Here is an 18,819-nt window from a genome sequence, read left to right on the forward strand (position 1 = left end):
AAGAGCCGTAGGCGCACGTGTTCCGGTGCCGAACGTCAGAGTTCGTCGACGTACGTGCGCGCGTCCACCTCGGACAGCGTCCAGGGCAGGAAGATGACCCGGTAGATGATGGGCGCCACCACCCGGTCGATGACCTGGTCGCCGGTGAAGGTGCTGCCAGGCCGGGCGGCGAAGTCGGCCGCTTCCGCCCGCCGGTCGCGCAGGCAGTCCGACTCGCTCTCACCGGCCGCGGCGGCCCCGCCTCGCAGGAGGGCGGCGTTCACCGGGATGCTGTAGTGGCTGATCAGTTCCTGCGCCCATGCGGTCAGATCGGCTCGCAGATCTCCGGTGTCGGGAAGGCCACGGTCCGGATCGAGCCGGTAGGTCGCCAGGTCGTTGATCATGGTCCGCACGTCGCCCCACCGTCGGTAGATGCTCGAGTGGTTCACCCCCGCACGCTCCGCGACCATGGGGATGGTGACGGCCTCGCTGCCCTGTTCGGCGATCAGTTCCTCGACGGCCTTCCTGATGGACGCCAGCACCGCGGCGCTACGGCCGCCGGTGCGCCGCCGTGGGGACGATTCTGCAACCACGCTCTTTACTATAACGCACACCGCTTGGCATTAATCCCGCCAGGCCTGCATTGGCGGCAGTCGGCCGCCAGAAACCGCGTCCGGCCTGCATACGACGTTTGAAAGCGGCGTGAAAACTCGCCAGCAAGGACGAGCTCCATATGCCGCTATCTCCAAGATTTCGGCCAACGGCCAGACCGCGAATCGGCTGATGAAGGCCCACGGGGACCCGGCGACATCGATGCCGCACGAAAGTGGCCGGTGACGGACCTGCGACCTCGGGCATCCTCTCGCCTTGACCATCCGCGGTCCGAAATTTACCGTCACCGTGGTCGGTTGCCGTTCCGAGTCCCGAAGCCCGCTCATCCGGAGGCGACATGTCCGTCCCCAAGCATCGTCGTACCTCACCGAGGAGCCGTGCGCTCCTGTTCGGCGCGGCCGTCACCGGGCTCGTCTGCGCCGCCTGGACGAGCTCGGCCACCGCCGCTTCCGCCGCAGCCTTCCCAGGAGCCGTGGGCTACGGCGCCGGTGCGACGGGCGGCGCCGGCGGCACGACCTACCACGTGACCAACCTGAACGACTCGGGCAGCGGCTCGTTCCGCGACGCGGTCAGCGCCTCCCACCGCATTGTGGTGTTCGACGTCGCCGGCTACATCAAGCTGTCCTCCGCCGTCTCGGTCAAGGGCGACATCACGATCGACGGCACGACCGCTCCCGGCCAGGGCGTCGGTTTCATGGCCCGGGAGGTGTCGTTCGCGAACTCCTCCAACGACGTCGTCCGCAACGTCCGGTTCCGCGAAGGCACCCTCGACCCGGCCAGCGGCAAGGCCAGCCTGTCGCTCTACCAGAGCAGCAACATGATCTTCGACCACGTCTCGGTCGAGTTCGCCAAGTGGGACGACATCGACGCCGTCGGCGCCTCGAACATCACCATTCAGGACTCCATCATCGCCGACCCGATCGGCCAGCAGTTCGGCGCGCACACCGAAGGCGGCCCTTTCACCTGGTACCACGACGTCTTCGCCAACTCCCACAACCGCAACCCGCTGGCGAAGGCCGACACCCAGTACATCGGCAACGTCGTCTACGACTACCAGGCCGGCTACACCGCCGGAAACTCCAGCGGCACGTTCACCCACGACGTCGTGGACAACTACTTCATCACCGGCCCCAGGACCACCAATGCCTCCAACGCCTACTACCAGATGGGTTCCAACCAGTCGACCTACAACAGCGGAAACCTGCTCGACTCCAACCGGGACGGCTCGCTGAACGGCTCCACCCTCGCACTCGGCGGCGGCAGCGCCGCGCTGAGCGCCCCGTGGTCCTCCCTGACCCCGGGCCTGGTCTCCTCGGCGGGCAGCGCCGCCTCCGCGTACACCCACGACATCGCACAGGCCGGCGCCCTCCCCCGCGACCAGGTCGACACCCAGGTGATCGGGGACATCACCTCCCTGGGCGCGAAGGGAGACCTCTGGAGCAGCCAGACCGCGACCGGTCTCGGCAATGACGGCTACGGCACCCTGACCGGCTGAGCCCTCGGCCGTTCTGTAGGCCGAGATCGGGATCGTGTGGTCCTGGGCACCGAGGGAATATCACTGAGCGTGACCAGTGTGGTCGTTGACGTAATCCTGCCGTGCCTGGATGAGGCCGCGGCCCTGCCGTGGGTGCTCGGTCGGTTCCCTGACGGGTTTCGCCCGATCGTGGTCGACAACGGCTCCGTGGACGGGTCGGGAGAGGTGGCCCGGTCGCTGGGCGCCGTGGTCGTCGAGGAACCGCTGCGTGGGTTCGGCGCGGCGTGCCACGCGGGGCTTTCGGCGGCTGTCACCGAGGTGGTCTGCTTCTGTGACTGCGATGCGAGTCTGGATCCGCGTCAGCTTTCGCGGGTCACCGGACCGGTCTTGGACGGCTCGGCCGATCTGCTGCTGGGGCGCCGTCGGCCGGTCGCGCATGGGGTCTGGCCGTTGCCGGGCCGGCTGGCCAACCGGGCGTTGGCACGACGCATCCGACGGCGCACCGGCATCCGGGTGCGTGATCTCGGGCCGATGCGGGCGGCCAGGCGCGTGGACCTCCTCGCGTTGGAGTTGGTCGATCGGCGGTGCGGTTATGCGCTGGAGATGCTGGTACGTGCGGCGGACGCCGGCTGGCGGGTGCGTGAGGTCGAGGTCGACTACCTGCCGCGGATCGGCCACTCGAAGGTCACCGGGACGTTCCGCGGCTTCCGCCAGGCGGTCCAGGACATGAGCGCGGTGCTCACCCGGTGAAGGGCGGTCGCGCTTTCTCACCTGACGGTGCGGCGACGACTCTGCTGGTCATCGCGAAGCGGCCGGTGCCGGGGCGGGTCAAGACACGGCTCGTGCCTCCGTACTCGTTCGAGCAGGCGGCCGTGCTCGCCGAGGCCGCGCTGGCGGACACGTTGCGTGCGGTGCTCGCCGCGCCCGCCTGCCGCCGCGTCCTGGTCCTGGACGGCCGGCCCGGGGCGTGGGTTCCGAACGGATTCGAGATCGTCCCCCAGGTGACGGGAGGGCTGGACGAGAGGCTGGCGGCGGCGTTCGCGGAGGTGTCCGGGCCTGCTCTGTTGATCGGTATGGACACTCCGCAGATCACGCCCGATCTGCTCACCGTCGGCTGGGATGGCGTGGACGCGTGGTTCGGTCCGGCCGCCGACGGCGGCTTTTGGGCCTTGGGATTACGGGAGCCTGACCCGGGCCTGCTGCAGGGCGTGCCCATGTCCACTCTGGTCACCGGAGCCGTACAGCGGGAACGGCTGTGCTCCGCCGGCCTGCGAGTGGCCGATCTTCCGTTGCTGCGCGACGTCGACACCGCCGTGGACGCCGCCGCGGTCGCGCGTATCGCCCCACGGACCCGTTTCGCCGCCTGCGTACGCGACCTCGCTCCTGCCATCGCCTCGCCACGGCGGCGGTCCGGACCATGACCCTTCCCGCACATGGGGAATCGGGCCCGACGTTGTGGGGAATGGGAGGAAGAGTGGCTTTCGGGGGGAGCCGTGGCAGATCAACCATCGCCGCGAGACGCACGGAACGAGGCCCGTTCCGCTGATCGGCCGGGCCGGCGGACGATGCCTGGTGGCAGGCGGGGAATCGCCTGGCTGACCGCGCATCCACCGCCGGGGCCGTTTCGCCGTGAGTTCTGGCGCAGCCCGGTGCGCGGTCCGTGGCTGACGTCGGTGTTCGGTGTCGTCCTGCTGGTCGGTATCACGATGCTCGCGGTGACCGGGCTGCTGTCGTACGCCGCCTACGATCCGCGGTTGGCGGGGAACGACCTGACGCCGCAGAAGGGCGTGCTGGGCTTCTACCTGTTCGATTGGCCGACCCGGCCGGTCTGGTTGTACCGGCTGAGCCAGGCGATCCACGTCATCCTCGGGATCACGCTCGTTCCCGTGCTGCTGGCCAAACTGTGGTCGGTCATCCCCAAGCTGTTCGACTGGCCTCCGGCGCGTTCTCCGGCTCAGGCACTGGAGCGGGTGAGCCTGCTGCTGCTGGTCGGTGGCGGGGTGTTCGAGTTCGTCACCGGCATCCTCAACATCCAGCTGTTCTACGTCTTTCCGTTCTTCTATCCGGCGCACCTGTACGGGGCGTGGATCTTCTTGGGCGCGTTCGTCGTCCATGTCGCGTTGAAGCTGCCAAGGATGATCAGCGCGCTGCGTTCGCGCAGCTTCCGGCAGGAACTGCGTACCGGTCTGGCGGAGACCCGCCCCGAACCACCCGACCCCGACGGTCTGGTCGCGGTCGACCCGGCGGATCCGACCGTCTCACGACGCGGGCTGCTCGGCTTCGTGGGCGGCGCGTCACTGACGCTGTTCGGCCTTTCCGTCGGCCAGACGATCGACGGGCCGCTGCGGCGTACCGCGCTGCTGTCCCCGCACGGACGCGAATACGGCACTGGCCCCAACGACTTCCAGGTGAACAAGACCGCGGCCGCCAAGGGCATCACAGCGCGCGAGGCCGGACCGGACTGGCGACTGGAACTGCTCGGTCCACAGCGGATGCGCCTGGCCCGCCCGGATCTGCTGGCCATGCCCCAGTACACCTACGACCTCCCGATCGCCTGCGTCGAGGGATGGTCCACCCTGCAGAGATGGACCGGCGTGCGCCTGGCCGACCTCGCCCGGCTGGCCGGAGCCACGCCCGGCAGAGACGAGGTCTTCGTCGAGTCCCTCGAACGCGGAGGGGTCTTCGGCCACGTGACCCTCAGCGCCCGCCAGGTCGCGGACCGGGCCTCGCTGCTCGCGCTGCGCGTCAACGGCGCCGACCTGTCCCTCGACCACGGGTTCCCCGCCCGGATCATCGTTCCGAACGCGCCAGGCGTGCACAACACCAAGTGGGTCACCCGTCTCACCTTCCGGCCCGCACGATCATGAAAGCCAAACCGCCGTCCCAGAACGCCCGCCGGCGGATCGCCGTGCATCCCCGGGACGACCTCCGGCGTCCGCTCGCCGCCGTCCGTCAGCGGATCGCCGCGCACTATGGCGCCGATCCCCTGCATCTGCTCGCCCTGCTCGCCTGCTTCGCCCTGGCCGGCTATGCCGCGAGCCGGGTCGCCGCCGCCGGAATCTGGGTGGGCTTCGTGATCTGGTTCGTCGGCGCGGCGATCGTGCACGACCTCGTGCTCTTCCCGCTCTACACGCTCGCCGACGTGGCCGTACAGCGACGCCCGTGGGGACGGCGCCGACCGGGCCCGCACGTCCGGTGGCGGCCGTGGGTCAACTACGTTCGCGTCCCCGCCGGGCTGTCGGCGCTCCTGCTGCTCGTCTGGTTCCCGCTCATCCTGCGGCAATCCGGAGAGACCTACCGGAAAGCGGTCGGGCTGGGTCTCAGCCCCTATCTGGGGCGGTGGCTCCTGGTCACGGGCCTGCTGTTCGCCGGCTCCGCCATCATCTACGCCGTACGGCTGCGGACCGCGGCGGCCGCACGGCGCGGGCCGCGCCGGAGACGGCGACCGGAAAAACCCCACCGGAAGTAGGGGGGCCGCCTGATGAGCACACGGCCGATCAGCGACTACGCGTTTCTGGGGGACTGCCGGTCGGCCGCCTTGGTCGCCTCGGACGGCTCTGTCGACTGGCTGTGCTTCCCCCGGTTCGACAGTCCGGCGTTCTTCGCCCGTCTCCTCGACGACGACGCCGGCCACTGGTCCATCCGCCCCACCGGTCCCGCCGAGATCACTCGCAGGTACATCGAGGGCACGCTCGTCCTGGAGACCACCTTCCATACCCCCGGCGGCACGGCCGTGCTCGTCGACGCGCTCGCTTTCGGCAGGCGCGAGCGTGGGCACGGGATCGGCGCGTCCTCACCCGGTGTCCTTCTCCGCGAAGCGACCTGCGTGGAGGGCACCGTCACCCTCGCCGTGACGTACGCGCCGCGCCCGGAGTTCGGTCTCGTGCGCCCCCTGATGGAACCGGTGCGCGGTGGCCTGATCGCCCGTGGCGGCGCGCACGTCCTCACCCTGTCGATCCCCGCCGATCTGGAGACCGACGGTTCCACCGCGCATGCCACGGTCACCCTCACCGCCGGGCAACGCTTCGGCCTCGCGCTCCACGCCGGCGCGGCCTGGGAGACCGAACCGCAGTGCTGGAACCAGCGGCTCATTCACCGCCGGATCAAGGACACCATCGAAGGCTGGCGGTCCTGGTCCCGACAACACGCCCGCTACCAGGGGCCCTGGCAGAACCAGGTGGCCCACAGCGGGCGGGTGCTTCGCGCACTGACATTCGCCCCCACCGGGGCGATCGTCGCCGCGGCCACCACCTCGCTACCGGAGGAGGCCGGTGGAGTACGCAACTGGGACTACCGCTACACCTGGGTCCGGGACGCCAGCCTCACCTTGCAGGCCCTGGACAGCGCGGCGTGTGAGAAGGAGGAAGCGGCGTTCTTCGGCTTCCTCGCACGCGCGGCGGCCACCCGGCTCGACCACGCCTCCGATCTGCAGATCATGTACGGCGTCGGCGGAGAACGCGATCTCAGCGAACGCCCGCTGCCGCATCTGACCGGCTGGCGCGGCAGCGCCCCCGTGCGCGTCGGCAACGACGCATGGCGCCAGCGCCAGCTCGACGTCTACGGCGAACTGCTCGACGCCGCCCACCAGCTCCACTCCACCACGACGCACCGGCAGTACGACCCGATCACACGCACGTTCCTGCTCGGCGCCGCCGAGACTGCCGCCCGCCGCTGGCAGGAGCCCGATCAGGGCATCTGGGAGATCCGCGGACCGAGTCGGCACTTCCTGCACTCCAAGCTCATGTGCTGGGTGGCCCTCGACCGCGCCATCGCCCTGGCCCCCGCCCTCGGCGCGACCGACCGCGTCGGCGGCTGGGAACGGATCCGCGCCCAGATCCGTACGGCGATCCTCACGCAGGGCTGGAACCCGGACGCCGGCGCGTTCACCCAGGCCTTCGGCGACCCGCATCTGGACGCGTCCGCGCTGACGATCCCCATGGTCGGATTCCTGCCCGGCGATGACCCGCGCGTCCAGGCCACCGTGAACGCCATAGCGACGAACCTCACCGACGCCCGCGGCCTCGTGCGCCGGTACACCACCGCGGACGGGCTGCCCGGCGGCGAAGGAACCTTCCTCCTCTGCGCGTTCTGGCTGGCCCACGCTCTCGCCCTGACAGGCCAGGCCGCACGAGCAGAGCGGGTCTTCCAGACCGCGGTCTCGCACGCCAACGACGTTGGCCTGCTCGCCGAAGAGGTCGACACCGACACCGGCGAACCCATCGGAAACTTCCCCCAGGCGTTCAGTCACATCGGCCTGATCAACGCCGCATGCGCCATCCGCGACCGCCAGGACGCGCGCTTTGACGCCGGGCCGCAGCCCTGAGCCGAGGAGCCATGGAGCCTTGGGACCGGCCGTGCGCACTGTGGCAAGGACAGCACACGCCGCATCTCACATGCCGCCGGCGCTATGTGATGGTCGGCGGGCACCCATCGAATGCCGCAGTTATTACAGGATGCGTACAGCCGACCGCGCCACGGAACTCCGCGAGGCGCTCTCCGGTTAGCGTGCGGGCATGCGCGTACTCGTGACCGGATCCTCCGGCTTCATCGGCTCCCATATCGTCGACGCCCTGCGCGCGCGGGGCGACGACGTACGAACGCTCGACCTTCGGTCCGGCGAGGACGTCCGGAACGCCGACACGGTCGGGCGCGCGCTCGCCGGGGTCGACGCGGTCTGCCACCAGGCGGCCAAGGTCGGCCTCGGTGTCGACGTCTCCGACCTCCCCGCGTACGCCTCGGCCAACGCCCTGGGCACGGCGGTGCTGCTCGCCGAGATGGCCCGCGCCGAGATCGGGCGCCTCGTCCTGGCCTCCTCGATGGTGGTATACGGCGAAGGCGCCTACGACTGCCCGGACCACGGCCGGGTCCGGCCCGGCCCCCGGGCGGCCGGCGACCTCGCCGCCGGCCGTTTCGCACCGCGCTGCCCCACCTGCGCCGCGCCGCTGACCCCCGGCACCGTCGACGAGGACGCCCCGATGGACCCCCGCAACGCCTACGCCGACACCAAACTCGCCCAGGAACACCTCGCCGCCTCATGGGCGCGGGCGACCGGCGGGACCGTCACGGCGCTGCGCTACCACAACGTCTACGGGCCGAGGATGCCTCGCGACACCCCCTACGCGGGCGTCGCCGCCATCTTCCGCTCCCGCCTCGAACACGGCGAGCCGCCGCTCGTCTTCGAGGACGGTGGCCAGCGGCGCGACTTCGTCCACGTCCGGGACGTCGCCCGTGCCAACGTCCTCGCGCTCGACGCACCCGGCACCCCCGGCGGACCGCGCGCGTACAACATCGCCAGTGGGGAGCCGCACACGGTCGGGGAGATGGCCGCTGCGCTCGCCAAGGCCTACAGCGGCCCCGACCCGGTCGTGACCGGCGACTACCGGCTGGGCGACGTCCGGCACATCGTCGCCGCCCCCGACCGGGCCGCCGCCGAACTCGGCTTCCGCGCGTCGATCCGCTTCGAGGACGGCATGGCCGAGTTCGCTGAGCACGCCTGAACAGCTCCGCCATGCGACGTGCGCCTCACCATGGCGACCGCGCGAGGGCCTCGATCAGAAGGGCGGTCGCCGTTTGCCCGAGCAGCATCGCGCGAGCCGGTGGCCGGTGGACGGCCGTGACGGTCACGACCCACGCCGCGTAGGGGATCCAGATGCGCTCCACCTCGCCACATGTGACGCCGGACAGATCCAGCGCGAGGACCCCGGCAAGTGCGGCCGCGGCCGGCCACCCGAGTGTGTCCGGGCCGAGACGTCCTCGGCCACCGGGAGATGTGGTGAATACGAGACGGGCGGCGTGCCGCAGCGCGGCCGGCAGGGCCACGGCGGCCGCAGGGCCGACCAGAAGGGCCAGGACAGCGAGGTCACCGACGAGAAAGTAGGCGTACGGTCGCCTGGAGCCATGAGAGATGAGCCAGGCGACATGCGTCCCGAGCACCCCCTCCCACCAGGAGAACCCGGCGACGGTGAAGGCGATCGGAACGACCGGGCATCCAGCCACGAGCGCGATGAGAACCGGCCAGGCCGGCCGCGTCAGCACCAGCACCGCGAGCGGCAGCGCGAAGATCGGCAACAGGCCATAACTCAGATACGGCAGGGAACCGAGCAGCAACCCTCCCGCCAACGCGACCATCGCCCGGTTCAATTGCCCGATACGCACGCCCCGGCCGGCCATACGGCTCAGGGACGAGTCCGGCTCGACGGTCGCGACGGCGACCAGAGCCACCGCCGATGCCGCCACCCCGAGGAAGAGGGCGTCCATACTGGTGGCGACCCAAAGCGCGATGGGCGAGAGCACGAGGAACGGCACCGCCCGGCGGGCGACGTCCTCGCCCGCGATCACCCGTACGGTGACCGCGATGGCGGCCGCCGCCGAAGCCCCAACCGTGATCACAAGAGCAGCCGCCCACCCCGCGCCGGCCAGCCCTGTCCACTGGACCGCCCACAGAACGAGCATGGGCAGCGGCGGATGCCCCTTCACGTGCGTGGGAAAGGACGGCATCTCCATGGTGAAGGCACGCAGCCAGCCCAGGGGATCGTCACCCATGGCAGGCAGCCCGGCGAGGTACTCGGTCGGCGTGGTCAGTGGTCGCGCGATGCCATCGGGAAGCTGGAGCACCACCGCCCAGCCCGCCGAGCCGAGCCACGCGACCGCCAACAGCAGTCGCCAGGGCAACCGCCGCGTCATCACCGGGAGTACCGCCACCCCGACCAGTCCAAAGGCCACCGCGGGCAGCAGGGGACGGAGCAGTAACCGAGGCTCGGCGTGCAACGGCGGAAACGCGTCCACCGGTATCGCCCCAGCCCGGCGCAGCATCGCGCCCGCCTCGAACGAGCCCACGATCAACGCGGCCCAGACGACGAGGGACAGCCACTCCCCCCGTCCTGGTCGCCGCCTTTCCGGTCCATCGTGACCCCGAACTGGGCCCGGCTGACGATGATGTCCTACCTTCGAACCGATACGTGGAGACCGTCGGAGCCCGCCGCCTGACTCCGAAGACAGCTGAGACCGGTCATGGCCCGCATCAGCATCTGATGTCGCCAGCCGGAAACGAAGCACGCCTTCACCGTAGGGATGGCCGGGCACGGTATTCGGCTACACCACCACCGCGAACCGCGATTTGGGAGAACTCCGGCGAGCGCATAAGGATTGGACAGCGACCGCGGCGATGACCACGACACTGACGAGGAGCGCGCCACCGCCCGCCAGATGGCCGACGACGGCCCGTGCGTTTGAGCTCACCGAACCGCGCCATCCATCCGCTCCACCGCTGCCACTGCTGACCTCGGGCGGCGCCGACGCCGCGTTCCTGTGGACACCGGTGGGCGACGAGCGGCTGCGCTTCGCCGAGGTCCGTACCCGACCACCCCGCGCGAGGTACGCACCAGCAAGGTGACGCCGAGCGCCCGTTCGAGCTGCTGGATGTGGGTCGAGACCGCCTGCTGAGCCAGATGCAGCCGCTCCGCGGCCCGCGTGATGGTCGACTCCTACGCGACCATCGCGAATGACCGGAGGTGGCGCATGTTGACCTCTGTCACGAATGCACCGTAACGGTCGAGGCGTGGGCGGGGTGATGGCCGCCGAACAACGCCGACCACCGGGCGAAACCCGCACGCAACACTGCGGCCGGAAGCTCTTCTCGTCACCCCTCACGTCTCGGAGAGCGCAGCCTTCACCCCCGCAGAGGAGAGCAGACCGTGACCGAAGCAGTGGACAGCCGGGCGGCGACGCCCGGACAGGCATCGGAGAACCCCCCGGACGTCGCCTCGGGAACGACCTCCCGCCGATACAACGGCTGGACACAGAACTCCACGCTCGAGGACTACTCGCTTCGCTACGCGCCGAAGTCCTTCCGCCGCTGGACCCCTTATGTCGTCGCCACCACGGCGCTCGGCGGCATCGCCTACCTGGCGGACTTCGCCATCGGCGGATCCATCGCCATCTCCAACGGCTTCACCAACGCGCTCATCGCGATCCTGGCCGCCGCCGTCGTCATCTTCGCCACCGGCATCCCGATCTCGTACTACTCGGCCAAGTACTCCATCGACATGGATCTGCTGACCCGAGGGGCCGGTTTCGGATATCTGGGATCGACCCTCACCTCGGTCATCTACGCGAGCTTCACCTTCATCTTCTTCGCTCTCGAAGGCTCGATCATGGCCCAGGCACTCCAACTGGGCCTGCACATTCCGCTTCCCGTGGCCTACCTCATCGCCTCGCTGGCGATCATCCCATTGGTGATCTACGGCATGACCGCGCTGTCGAAGATGCAGGTATGGACGCAGCCCATCTGGCTGGTCCTGATGGTCGCCCCGTTCATCTCCATCGCCGTCCAGGACCCCCACAAGTTCGCGCGCTTCACCCACTTCGCCGGCAACTCACCCACCGGATCCGCGTTCAGCATGCTCGGTGTGGGCGCCGGAGCGGGCGTCGCGCTCTCTCTGATCGCGCAGATCGGCGAGCAGGTGGACTACCTGCGCTTCATGCCCGACAAGACCCCGGAGAACTCCCGCACGTGGTGGGCGGCCGTGCTCAGCGCCGGCCCCGGATGGGTGATCCTCGGCGCGTTCAAACAACTCGGCGGCGCCTTTCTGGCCTTCTACATCGCCGACAGCGTCGGTCTGGTGAAGGCGGATCAGCCGATCCAGCAGTACCTCGCCGGTTTCCGCACCTTCGCCGCACCCGTCGCGCTGGGCCTGGCCACCTTCTTCGTCGTGCTGTCCCAGATCAAGATCAACACGACCAACGCCTACTCCGGGTCCCTGTCCTGGTCCAACTTCTTCTCCCGGCTGCTGCACTGGCATCCCGGCCGGGTGGTATGGATCTTCCTCAACGTCGGCGTCGCACTCGCGCTCATGGAGGGCGGGGTCTTCGGCTTCCTCAACACGGTCCTCGGCTTCTACTCCAACGTGGCCATCGCCTGGATCGGCGCGGTCGTCGCCGACTTGATGATCAACAAGCCGCTGAAGCTCAGCCCGTCCTACATCGAGTTCAAACGAGCTCACCTGTACAACTTCAACCCTGTCGGCTTCGGCTCCATGCTCGTCGCCTCGGCCGTCTCCATCCTGGCGTACTTCAACGCCTTCGGACCGTACGGCAAGGCGTTCTCCCCCTTCATCGCCCTGGGCATCGCGATGGTCCTCTCCCCGGTTCTCGCCGTGGCGACGAAGGGCCGGTACTACATCGCCCGAACCGACGACCTGCCCGAGCCGCTCTTCGTCGACGGCCTGCCCTCCGCGGCCACCCTCACCTGCACCGTTTGCCAAGACGTCTTCGAACGTCCCGACATCGCCGGGTGCCCGTTCCACTCAGGGACGATCTGCTCGCTCTGCTGCAGCCTGGAGAAGAACTGCCACGACCAGTGCAAGAGCAGGAGCGCAGGACCGGTGGACCTCGCCATGCCCACCATCGGCGCGAGAAGCGCGCCGGCCCAAGACGCGCAGAAGGACTGAGCGCGGCCACCGGCGATTCCCCACCCGCCGCAGCCCCCGGCGTCCCGGTCGGCGCACACCATTCGCCGACCGGGACGCCACGCAAGCGGGCTACCGGCGCGCCGGCCTCTGCCACGACCGGTCAGGGATCATTTACTTTGCGTCATCGGACGCATTACTCTATTTTAGCCGTCTATCTTGCTTGCAGTCGACTCCACTGCGGGTCAGGACCTTCGGCCCTATTCACTCAATCTGAATCATTGCGTCATAGAGACATGCCGGATATTCAACACGTCATCGTCTTGGCCTTGGAGAATCGGTCATTCGATCACATGCTCGGCTTTCTCCGTCACCCTGATTCAGCATTCGATGGCCTCGACGGCGGAGAGTTCAGCAATCCAGCCTGGCCGCCAGGGTCGAAAGTGAGAGCCCGACCCACGGCGAAGATGGTCCTGCCCGTCGATCCGGATCATTCGCATGATGCGGTGATGGAACAGCTCGCCCTCCGCCGCATCGGGAGGCGGCCGACCAACACCGGCTTCGTCGCCAGCTACGAGAAGAAGGGCCGCGGCTTGTGTCCGCCGACCTTCGGTGGGCTGGCCGGCGGACTGCTCAACTGGTGGGCCCGTCATGCGTCGTCCCGGAAGGCTCCGATCACCGGACGCGGGCCGCTGATCATGCACTGCCAGCGCCAAGAGCGAGCGCCGGTGCTGAGCCGCCTCGCTCTCGATTTCGCGGTCTGCACCCGCTGGTTCTGCTCGGTTCCCGGCGAGACCTGGCCGAATCGCAACTTCATGCATGCCGCGACCTCTGATGGCGAGACCGACATCAACGTCCGTTCCTATACCGACCGCACGATCTTCGAACTACTTGAAGAGCAAGGGAAAACCTGGCATATCTATCACGATGACACCCCACAGGTGTGGGCCTTCCCCCATCTGTGGAACCTCCCGGAACGTCACGCGCGCTGGTTCCCACACGCTGACTTCATTCGGCATGCCAAGACCGGGTCGCTTCCCACCTACTCGTTCGTGGAGCCGAATCACCGCCCACCCGTTCACACGCTCGACCACACTCCGCTCATCGGCACTCGCGACCGCAGCAACAGCCAGCACCCCGGCAACAACCTGGTCGACGACAACGCGTACGACACCTTCGCCGATGGTGGGGACATCGACTTCGCCCGTGCCGAGACCCTCATCGCCACGATCTATGAGGCGCTACATGCGAACCGGGACGTGTTCGAACGCAGCATCCTCCTGATCACGTACGACGAGCACGGCGGTTTCTACGATCACGTTCCCCCGCCGACCGGGGTTCCGGCGCCCGGCGATCCCATCGGCCGTCTGTCCCGCCTGTGCCATCTGCTCTACCACCGCAAGGCCGCGGCCTTCGACTTCACGATGTTGGGTCCGCGTGTTCCGGCGATCGTGGTCTCGCCTTACATCCCAAAAAGCACCGTCGACGCCGAGGTCCGCGACCACGCGAGCATCCCCGCCACGCTGCGCGCACTGTTCGCACCGAACGCCGCGCCTCTCACCGACCGCGACGACTGGGCCGCCCCGTTCCATTCGATGCTCAGCCTCCCCGAACCGCGCCGCGACGACCTCCCTGACCTGTCCGCGTACGCAGCCTCTCCTCCACGCCTGTCCGAGGAAGCCGCGCCGGCGGCGACCGGGCCGGTTCCACGCCACTACCAGGACTTCGCTCGCCAAGCCGACCTGGTGCGGCAGATACTCACCGACGTCGGGGAACCCGAGATCCTCCGCGTCACCGCCGACGATCCTCCGATGCGACGCGCCGGCGAGACCAGTGCGGCCTTCGCCGACGCCGCTCACCGCCACCGCCGATAGAGCCGGGTCACACCTCCCCGGCGCGCCCGGCCTTCGGCCGCCGCAGCACGAGGTACACCAGAGCCGAGATCACGAAGCCGACCTCGAACGCGATGTCGCCGACCGATTTGACGTGCTTCGGCACTGGCCCGACGTACTTCTGCTGGTTGGAGAAAAGCCACACCGACAGCACCACGCCGACCAGCATCGCGACCGGCCCGGCCCAGTTGCGGTGCCGCCTGTCGAAGAGCAGGCCGTCCACGTCCGTACCGCGTCGCAGGTACTGGTCGAGCAGGACCACGGCGAGCCAGGGGCCGATCCAGTACGAGATCACAAGGAGGAACGCCTCGTACTTCTGCCCGGCGTCGTGGAGGCCGGACAGCGCGACGACGAAGCCGATCGCGCCGAACACGACGGCGACGATGGCCCGCCGCAGTGTCATCGGCAGCTTGATGCCCAGGGCTACGAAGGACATCGCCCCCGAGTAGACGTTCAGCGCGTTGGCCGCGATGCCGCCGAGCGCGATCGCCACCAGTGTGAGGTCGGCGACGGCCGTCGGGAGGTGACCGGTGAAGGCCGAGGTGGGCTGGCCCAGCGCGTCGCCGCCGATCGTGACGGACGCCGCTCCGACGATCTCCAGGACGACACAGGAGACGAACACGCCGAGCCCGGCGTACAGACCGACGGCCTTCCGGCTGCTCTCCGCCGGGAGGTAGCGCGTGTAGTCGGCCGCGTACGGGTTCCAGCCGGCCGCGTACCCGAATGTCGCGCCGACGGTCAGCAGGAAACCGCCCATGCCTCCGCCGTGCCCCGGGGCGCCAGGGTGAGACTTCGCCAGAATGATCACAGAGGCCACGGCGAAGACCACGGCGAGCACCGGCAGGGCGTATTTCTCGAAGGCGTGCACGAGGTTGTGCCCGAAGAAGGCCAGCACCACCATGGCGACGACGACGATGACCAGGCACAGCGCCTGCGGCCAGCCGGTCAGCGTGTTCAGCGCGAGCGCGCCGCTGACGCTGTTCACGGCGAACCAGCCGATCCCCGCGACGACGGCGTTCAGCCCGGCCGGCAGCGCGTTGCCCCAGTGGCCGAAGGAGATCCGGCTGAGCACCATCTGGGGCACCCCGTGCGCCGGGCCGCGCGCCGACAGCACGCCGTGGGTCACCGAGCCGAGGGCCGTGCCGACGACGATCGCCAGCGCCGCCTGCCAGAAGCTCAGCCCGAACGCGCCCACCGCGAGCACGCCGAGGAACACGGTGGCGAACTCCAGATTCGGCGACGTCCAGGTCCACAGCAGCTGCCGGGGCCGGCCGTGGCGCTCGGCGAGGGGGATGAACTCCGCGCCGCCTGGCTCGACCGCCGCGACCTTCTCACCGTACGTGCCCTCCCGTACGTCCAGGGAGGGAGCGGGCTCCTTGAGCACCGTCATGGGCGTGCCTTTCGATCCAGCGGGGAGTGCTCAGCCCACCGTGATGGCGTTGAGCCTGTCGAGGAGATAGTCGGAGGCGCGCACCGGCTCATGGGTCACCCGGCCGATCGGCGGCGCGATGGACTCGATTCGGGCGCCGGGATCGCACTCGTAGAAGTAGATGAGCGAGACGAGTTCCTCGTCCGGGGCGCTGGGATCCGGTGGCAGGACCCGGTGCCGGTTCGACCGCCAGCGGTCACCGGTCCAGCGGGCCAGCAGGTCCCCGATGTTGATGGTGAAGGAGTCCTCGACGTACGGCGCGTTCACCCAGCCGCCGTCGGCGCTGTACACCTGCAGGCCGCCAACGCCGTTCTGCCGGTCGAGGATCGTGACGGTGCCGAAGTCGGTGTGCGGGCCGATGCGGAACTGCCCCGGCTCGGCCGGGCCCACCTGGGACAGCGGCGGATACCGGTTGATGTTCAGCGTGTACGACGGGTGCCCCGTCTCTGCCGTGAAGAAGTCCGGCGCGAGCCCGAGCGCCGCCGCGCACAACCTCAGCAGCTCGTCGGCGAGCGCCCGCATCCGGTCGAGGTAGTCGGTGAGCAACGGTTCGAGGTCAGGCTCCTCGGTCGGCCAGACGTTCGGCAGGAACCACTCGGCGTCGATCTCCGCGTCGCCGGTCGGCCGGTCGGCGCCGACCGCGAACGTCTCCTTCAGGTCCGGCGGGGTCGGCGTGCCCTCGGCGTAGCCGTTGGCCTCGACGCCGGGCGGCAGCCAGCCGCGCTCGCCGACCGTGACGGCGTACGGTTCCTTCACCGCGTCGGGGAGCGCGAAGAACCGTTTGGCCGCCGAGCGGATCCGTTCACGCAACGGGGCCGGCACTCCGTGCCCGGTGACCACCAGGAAACCGATCTCCCCCAGGGCGGCGTCGACGCGCGCCGCGACGTCCGCCCGGGCGGCGGCGTCGCCCTCGAACCAGGCGGTGAGGTCGATGACGGGAACGACGCCACTCGTACTCATGAGCTCTCTCCGATGTCCTCGTTCCAGATGTCGGGGCGTTCCTTGATGAAGGCGGTCATGAGCTCGGCGCACTCCGGATCGTCGAACACGGCGACCTCGACACCGTGCCCGGCCAGCCACTCGTGGTGGCCCTCGAACGTCCGCGCCTCGCCGACGACCACCCGGGAGATGCCGAACTGCAGGATCAGCCCGCTGCAGTACCAGCACGGCGACAGCGTCGTGGCCATGGTGGTACCGCGGTACGTGGACTGCCGGCCGGCCGCGCGGAACGCCGCGGTCTCGCCGTGCGTCGACGGGTCGTCGTCCTGCACCCGCCGGTTGTGCCCACGCCCGAGCAGCCGCCCGTCGGCGCCGAACAGCGCGGCCCCGACCGGGACGCCGCCCGCGGCATACCCGGCGCGCGCCTCCTCCAGCGCGACGCTCAGCATCGCCGCGTCATCGACGACATCACTGGTCATGGGCTCACTATCGCCGGGCGACCCGGGAAGGGGGAATGGACATGACGTCCGTACTATTAGCCTCTGAACTGGACGATCCGTCAGGAGAGGGTGTGATGGCCCTCACGCTCCGCGAGATCCTCGCGTTCGACGTGATGCGCGAGGCCTGCCCCGTGGTGCTCGCCGGCGAGACTGCGCTCGACCGCATCGTCCGCTGGGTGCACTCGAGCGAGATCTACGAGATCGGCCCGCTGCTGACCGGCGGCGAACTGCTGCTGACCACCGGCCTCGGCCTGTCGGGCACCGACGCCGGAGCGCGGCGGCACTACCTCCGGGAGATCGCCGAACGCGACGTCGCCGGCGTCGCGCTGGAGCTCGGCCGGACGTTCCCCGAGGTACCGGGCGAACTTGTGACCGAGGCCCGCCGGCAGGCACTGCCGTTCATCGCCCTGAACGCCGTCGTCCCCTTCAGCCGGATCGCCGAGGTCGCCAACACCCGCATCGTCGACCAGGCGGGCCACCGGCTGCGGCTGGGCGATTCCATCAGCCGCGCGCTCAACGACGTCCTGATCGCGGGCATCGGCGTCCCCGGGCTTCTCGCGGCAGCCGCCGGGGTGGTGGACGGGCCGTTGATCCTGGTCGCCGACAACGGGGCGCTGGTCGCCGCGCACGGCGTCGCCGGCGACCGCGAGGCGTGGCGGGCCGCGGAGACGCCGCTCGCCGAGGCGCCGGTCACCGTGCTGGGGACCACGTGGGGACGGCTGATCGCCGGGCCGGGCTCCCCGCTGCCCGCCGAGGACCTGGCGGTGGCGCTGGAGCGGACCACGGTCGCGCTGGCGCTGGCGATGCTGCGCACCGGCGACCCGCCGCGCGAACCCGACCGGCTGGCCGCCGCCCTGCTCACCGACCTTCTGGAGGGCACCGCCGAAGGCCAGGCCGAGTCGTCGGTACGGGCGGCGCTGGCGGGCTTCCGCCCGGCGGCGGATCACCTGCTCATCGGGCTCGCGGCCGACGCGCTGGAGACCGCGGCGGCGCTGGCCGTCATCGACCGAGCCGCCCGGGTCCTGCACACGCCCGCGCTGCGCGGCCGGGTGTCCCGGCTCGTCCTGGGCGTCCTGGCCGTCCCCCGCAGTGTCGGCGACGTCGTGGGTGCGGCGCAGCAGGCGCTCGACGAGGCTCTCCGCCGGCTGAGCGCGCCGCAGGTGCGGATCGCCGTCGGACATCCGGCGACCGAGGTCGGCGAACTCGGCGGTTCGCTGCGCGACGCCCGGGCCGCCCTGGACCTGCGGCCCGGCTCCCGCCTGATCAGCGCGCGCTCCATCGCGCTCGACCTGGAACTCACCCGCCACGGCGGGAGCGGCCACCTCGGCCACCTGGTCCGCCACACCATCGGCCCGCTCGTGGAGTGGGACGCCGCACACCGTACGGACCTGGTGCGCACCCTGGAGACATTCCTGTTGCACGGCTGCAGCGCCACCCGGACGGCGGCAGTGCTCCACCTGCGCCGCCAGTCGTTCTACCAGCGTCTGCAGCGCATCGAGGCACTGCTCGGCCACACGGTCACCGACCCCGACGTGCACGCCGCCCTGCTCCTGGCCACCGCCGCCCACCGCGTCACCGGCCGCTGACC

16 protein-coding genes are annotated in these 18,819 nt (G+C 69.7%); 10 read left to right on the plus strand and 6 right to left on the minus strand.

Annotation, left to right across the window (positions count from 1 at the left end; genetic code table 11):
* Nucleotides 1-35: 35 nt before the first annotated feature.
* Nucleotides 36-572 carry a TetR/AcrR family transcriptional regulator gene (locus ABEA24_RS24895; RefSeq protein WP_345433450.1) on the minus strand — a complete coding sequence of 179 codons (537 nt, stop codon included), beginning with the start codon at nt 570-572 and terminating at the stop codon, nt 36-38.
* A 356-nt stretch (nt 573-928) separates the two neighbouring features.
* On the opposite strand from ABEA24_RS24895, the gene ABEA24_RS24900 reads away from it, so the two are divergent.
* From ABEA24_RS24900 to ABEA24_RS24930, 7 genes are all read left to right on the plus strand, one after another.
* A complete protein-coding gene (locus tag ABEA24_RS24900; RefSeq protein ID WP_345433451.1) occupies nt 929-2,086 on the plus strand; it encodes a hypothetical protein in 1,158 nt (385 codons plus the stop codon).
* Nucleotides 2,087-2,155: 69 nt separating this feature from the next.
* Complete coding sequence (locus ABEA24_RS24905) at nt 2,156-2,815, plus strand: glycosyltransferase family 2 protein (RefSeq protein WP_345433452.1); 660 nt, start codon at nt 2,156-2,158, stop codon at nt 2,813-2,815.
* A complete protein-coding gene (locus ABEA24_RS24910; RefSeq protein WP_345433453.1) occupies nt 2,812-3,486 on the plus strand; it encodes a TIGR04282 family arsenosugar biosynthesis glycosyltransferase in 675 nt (224 codons plus the stop codon). Before ABEA24_RS24905 ends, ABEA24_RS24910 begins: the two co-directional genes overlap by 4 nt.
* A gap of 228 nt (nt 3,487-3,714) precedes the next feature.
* Complete coding sequence (locus ABEA24_RS24915) at nt 3,715-4,932, plus strand: molybdopterin-dependent oxidoreductase (RefSeq protein ID WP_345433454.1); 1,218 nt, start codon at nt 3,715-3,717, stop codon at nt 4,930-4,932.
* On the plus strand, nt 4,929-5,534 hold the full coding sequence (locus ABEA24_RS24920; RefSeq protein ID WP_345433455.1) for a hypothetical protein: 606 nt from the start codon (nt 4,929-4,931) through the stop codon (nt 5,532-5,534). The genes ABEA24_RS24915 and ABEA24_RS24920 overlap by 4 nt, the downstream gene beginning before the upstream one ends.
* A 12-nt stretch (nt 5,535-5,546) precedes the next feature.
* A complete protein-coding gene (locus tag ABEA24_RS24925) occupies nt 5,547-7,388 on the plus strand; it encodes a glycoside hydrolase family 15 protein (RefSeq protein WP_345433456.1) in 1,842 nt (613 codons plus the stop codon).
* 190 nt (nt 7,389-7,578) lie between these two features.
* Complete coding sequence (locus ABEA24_RS24930) at nt 7,579-8,562, plus strand: NAD-dependent epimerase/dehydratase family protein (protein WP_345433457.1); 984 nt, start codon at nt 7,579-7,581, stop codon at nt 8,560-8,562.
* A 25-nt stretch (nt 8,563-8,587) separates the two neighbouring features.
* Here the strand turns inward: ABEA24_RS24930 and ABEA24_RS24935 are convergent, their stop codons facing one another.
* Complete coding sequence (locus ABEA24_RS24935; protein WP_345433458.1) at nt 8,588-9,787, minus strand: hypothetical protein; 1,200 nt, start codon at nt 9,785-9,787, stop codon at nt 8,588-8,590.
* Between the two features lie 512 nt (nt 9,788-10,299).
* Nucleotides 10,300-10,539 carry a helix-turn-helix domain-containing protein gene (locus ABEA24_RS24940; RefSeq protein ID WP_345433771.1) on the minus strand — a complete coding sequence of 80 codons (240 nt, stop codon included), beginning with the start codon at nt 10,537-10,539 and terminating at the stop codon, nt 10,300-10,302.
* Between the two features lie 219 nt (nt 10,540-10,758).
* Between ABEA24_RS24940 and ABEA24_RS24945 the strand changes: the two genes are divergently transcribed.
* Nucleotides 10,759-12,513: a purine-cytosine permease family protein gene (locus ABEA24_RS24945; RefSeq protein ID WP_345433459.1), complete on the plus strand. Its 1,755-nt coding sequence runs from the start codon at nt 10,759-10,761 to the stop codon at nt 12,511-12,513.
* Between the two features lie 254 nt (nt 12,514-12,767).
* Nucleotides 12,768-14,345: an alkaline phosphatase family protein gene (locus tag ABEA24_RS24950; protein WP_345433461.1), complete on the plus strand. Its 1,578-nt coding sequence runs from the start codon at nt 12,768-12,770 to the stop codon at nt 14,343-14,345.
* A gap of 7 nt (nt 14,346-14,352) precedes the next feature.
* On the opposite strand, the gene ABEA24_RS24955 is transcribed toward ABEA24_RS24950, so the two are convergent.
* The 3 genes from ABEA24_RS24955 to ABEA24_RS24965 are packed head-to-tail and all read right to left on the minus strand — an operon-like array spanning nt 14,353 to nt 17,210.
* Nucleotides 14,353-15,753, minus strand: a complete 1,401-nt coding sequence (locus ABEA24_RS24955) for a purine-cytosine permease family protein (protein WP_345433462.1) — start codon at nt 15,751-15,753, stop codon at nt 14,353-14,355.
* 30 nt (nt 15,754-15,783) lie between these two features.
* On the minus strand, nt 15,784-16,752 hold the full coding sequence (locus ABEA24_RS24960) for an isopenicillin N synthase family dioxygenase (protein WP_345433463.1): 969 nt from the start codon (nt 16,750-16,752) through the stop codon (nt 15,784-15,786).
* Nucleotides 16,749-17,210 carry a nucleoside deaminase gene (locus ABEA24_RS24965; protein ID WP_345433464.1) on the minus strand — a complete coding sequence of 154 codons (462 nt, stop codon included), beginning with the start codon at nt 17,208-17,210 and terminating at the stop codon, nt 16,749-16,751. Before ABEA24_RS24965 ends, ABEA24_RS24960 begins: the two co-directional genes overlap by 4 nt.
* 95 nt (nt 17,211-17,305) lie before the next feature.
* Between ABEA24_RS24965 and ABEA24_RS24970 the strand changes: the two genes are divergently transcribed.
* A complete protein-coding gene (locus tag ABEA24_RS24970; protein WP_345433465.1) occupies nt 17,306-18,817 on the plus strand; it encodes a helix-turn-helix domain-containing protein in 1,512 nt (503 codons plus the stop codon).
* Nucleotides 18,818-18,819 lie beyond the last annotated feature (2 nt).

It is taken from the genome of Actinoallomurus vinaceus (assembly GCF_039542055.1).
GTDB lineage: Bacteria > Actinomycetota > Actinomycetes > Streptosporangiales > Streptosporangiaceae > Actinoallomurus > Actinoallomurus vinaceus.

What these genes read in the sequence shown, in the direction of transcription:
- ABEA24_RS24950 (WP_345433461.1), top strand. Translation starts at nt 12,768, where the DNA reads ATGCCGGATATTCAACACGTCATCGTCTTGGCCTTGGAGAATCGGTCA.
- ABEA24_RS24960 (WP_345433463.1), bottom strand. Translation starts at nt 16,752, where the DNA reads ATGAGTACGAGTGGCGTCGTTCCCGTCATCGACCTCACCGCCTGGTTC.
- ABEA24_RS24965 (WP_345433464.1), bottom strand. Translation starts at nt 17,210, where the DNA reads ATGACCAGTGATGTCGTCGATGACGCGGCGATGCTGAGCGTCGCGCTG.
- ABEA24_RS24900 (WP_345433451.1), top strand. Translation starts at nt 929, where the DNA reads ATGTCCGTCCCCAAGCATCGTCGTACCTCACCGAGGAGCCGTGCGCTC.
- ABEA24_RS24930 (WP_345433457.1), top strand. Translation starts at nt 7,579, where the DNA reads ATGCGCGTACTCGTGACCGGATCCTCCGGCTTCATCGGCTCCCATATC.
- ABEA24_RS24920 (WP_345433455.1), top strand. Translation starts at nt 4,929, where the DNA reads ATGAAAGCCAAACCGCCGTCCCAGAACGCCCGCCGGCGGATCGCCGTG.
- ABEA24_RS24925 (WP_345433456.1), top strand. Translation starts at nt 5,547, where the DNA reads ATGAGCACACGGCCGATCAGCGACTACGCGTTTCTGGGGGACTGCCGG.
- ABEA24_RS24970 (WP_345433465.1), top strand. Translation starts at nt 17,306, where the DNA reads ATGGCCCTCACGCTCCGCGAGATCCTCGCGTTCGACGTGATGCGCGAG.
- ABEA24_RS24955 (WP_345433462.1), bottom strand. Translation starts at nt 15,753, where the DNA reads ATGACGGTGCTCAAGGAGCCCGCTCCCTCCCTGGACGTACGGGAGGGC.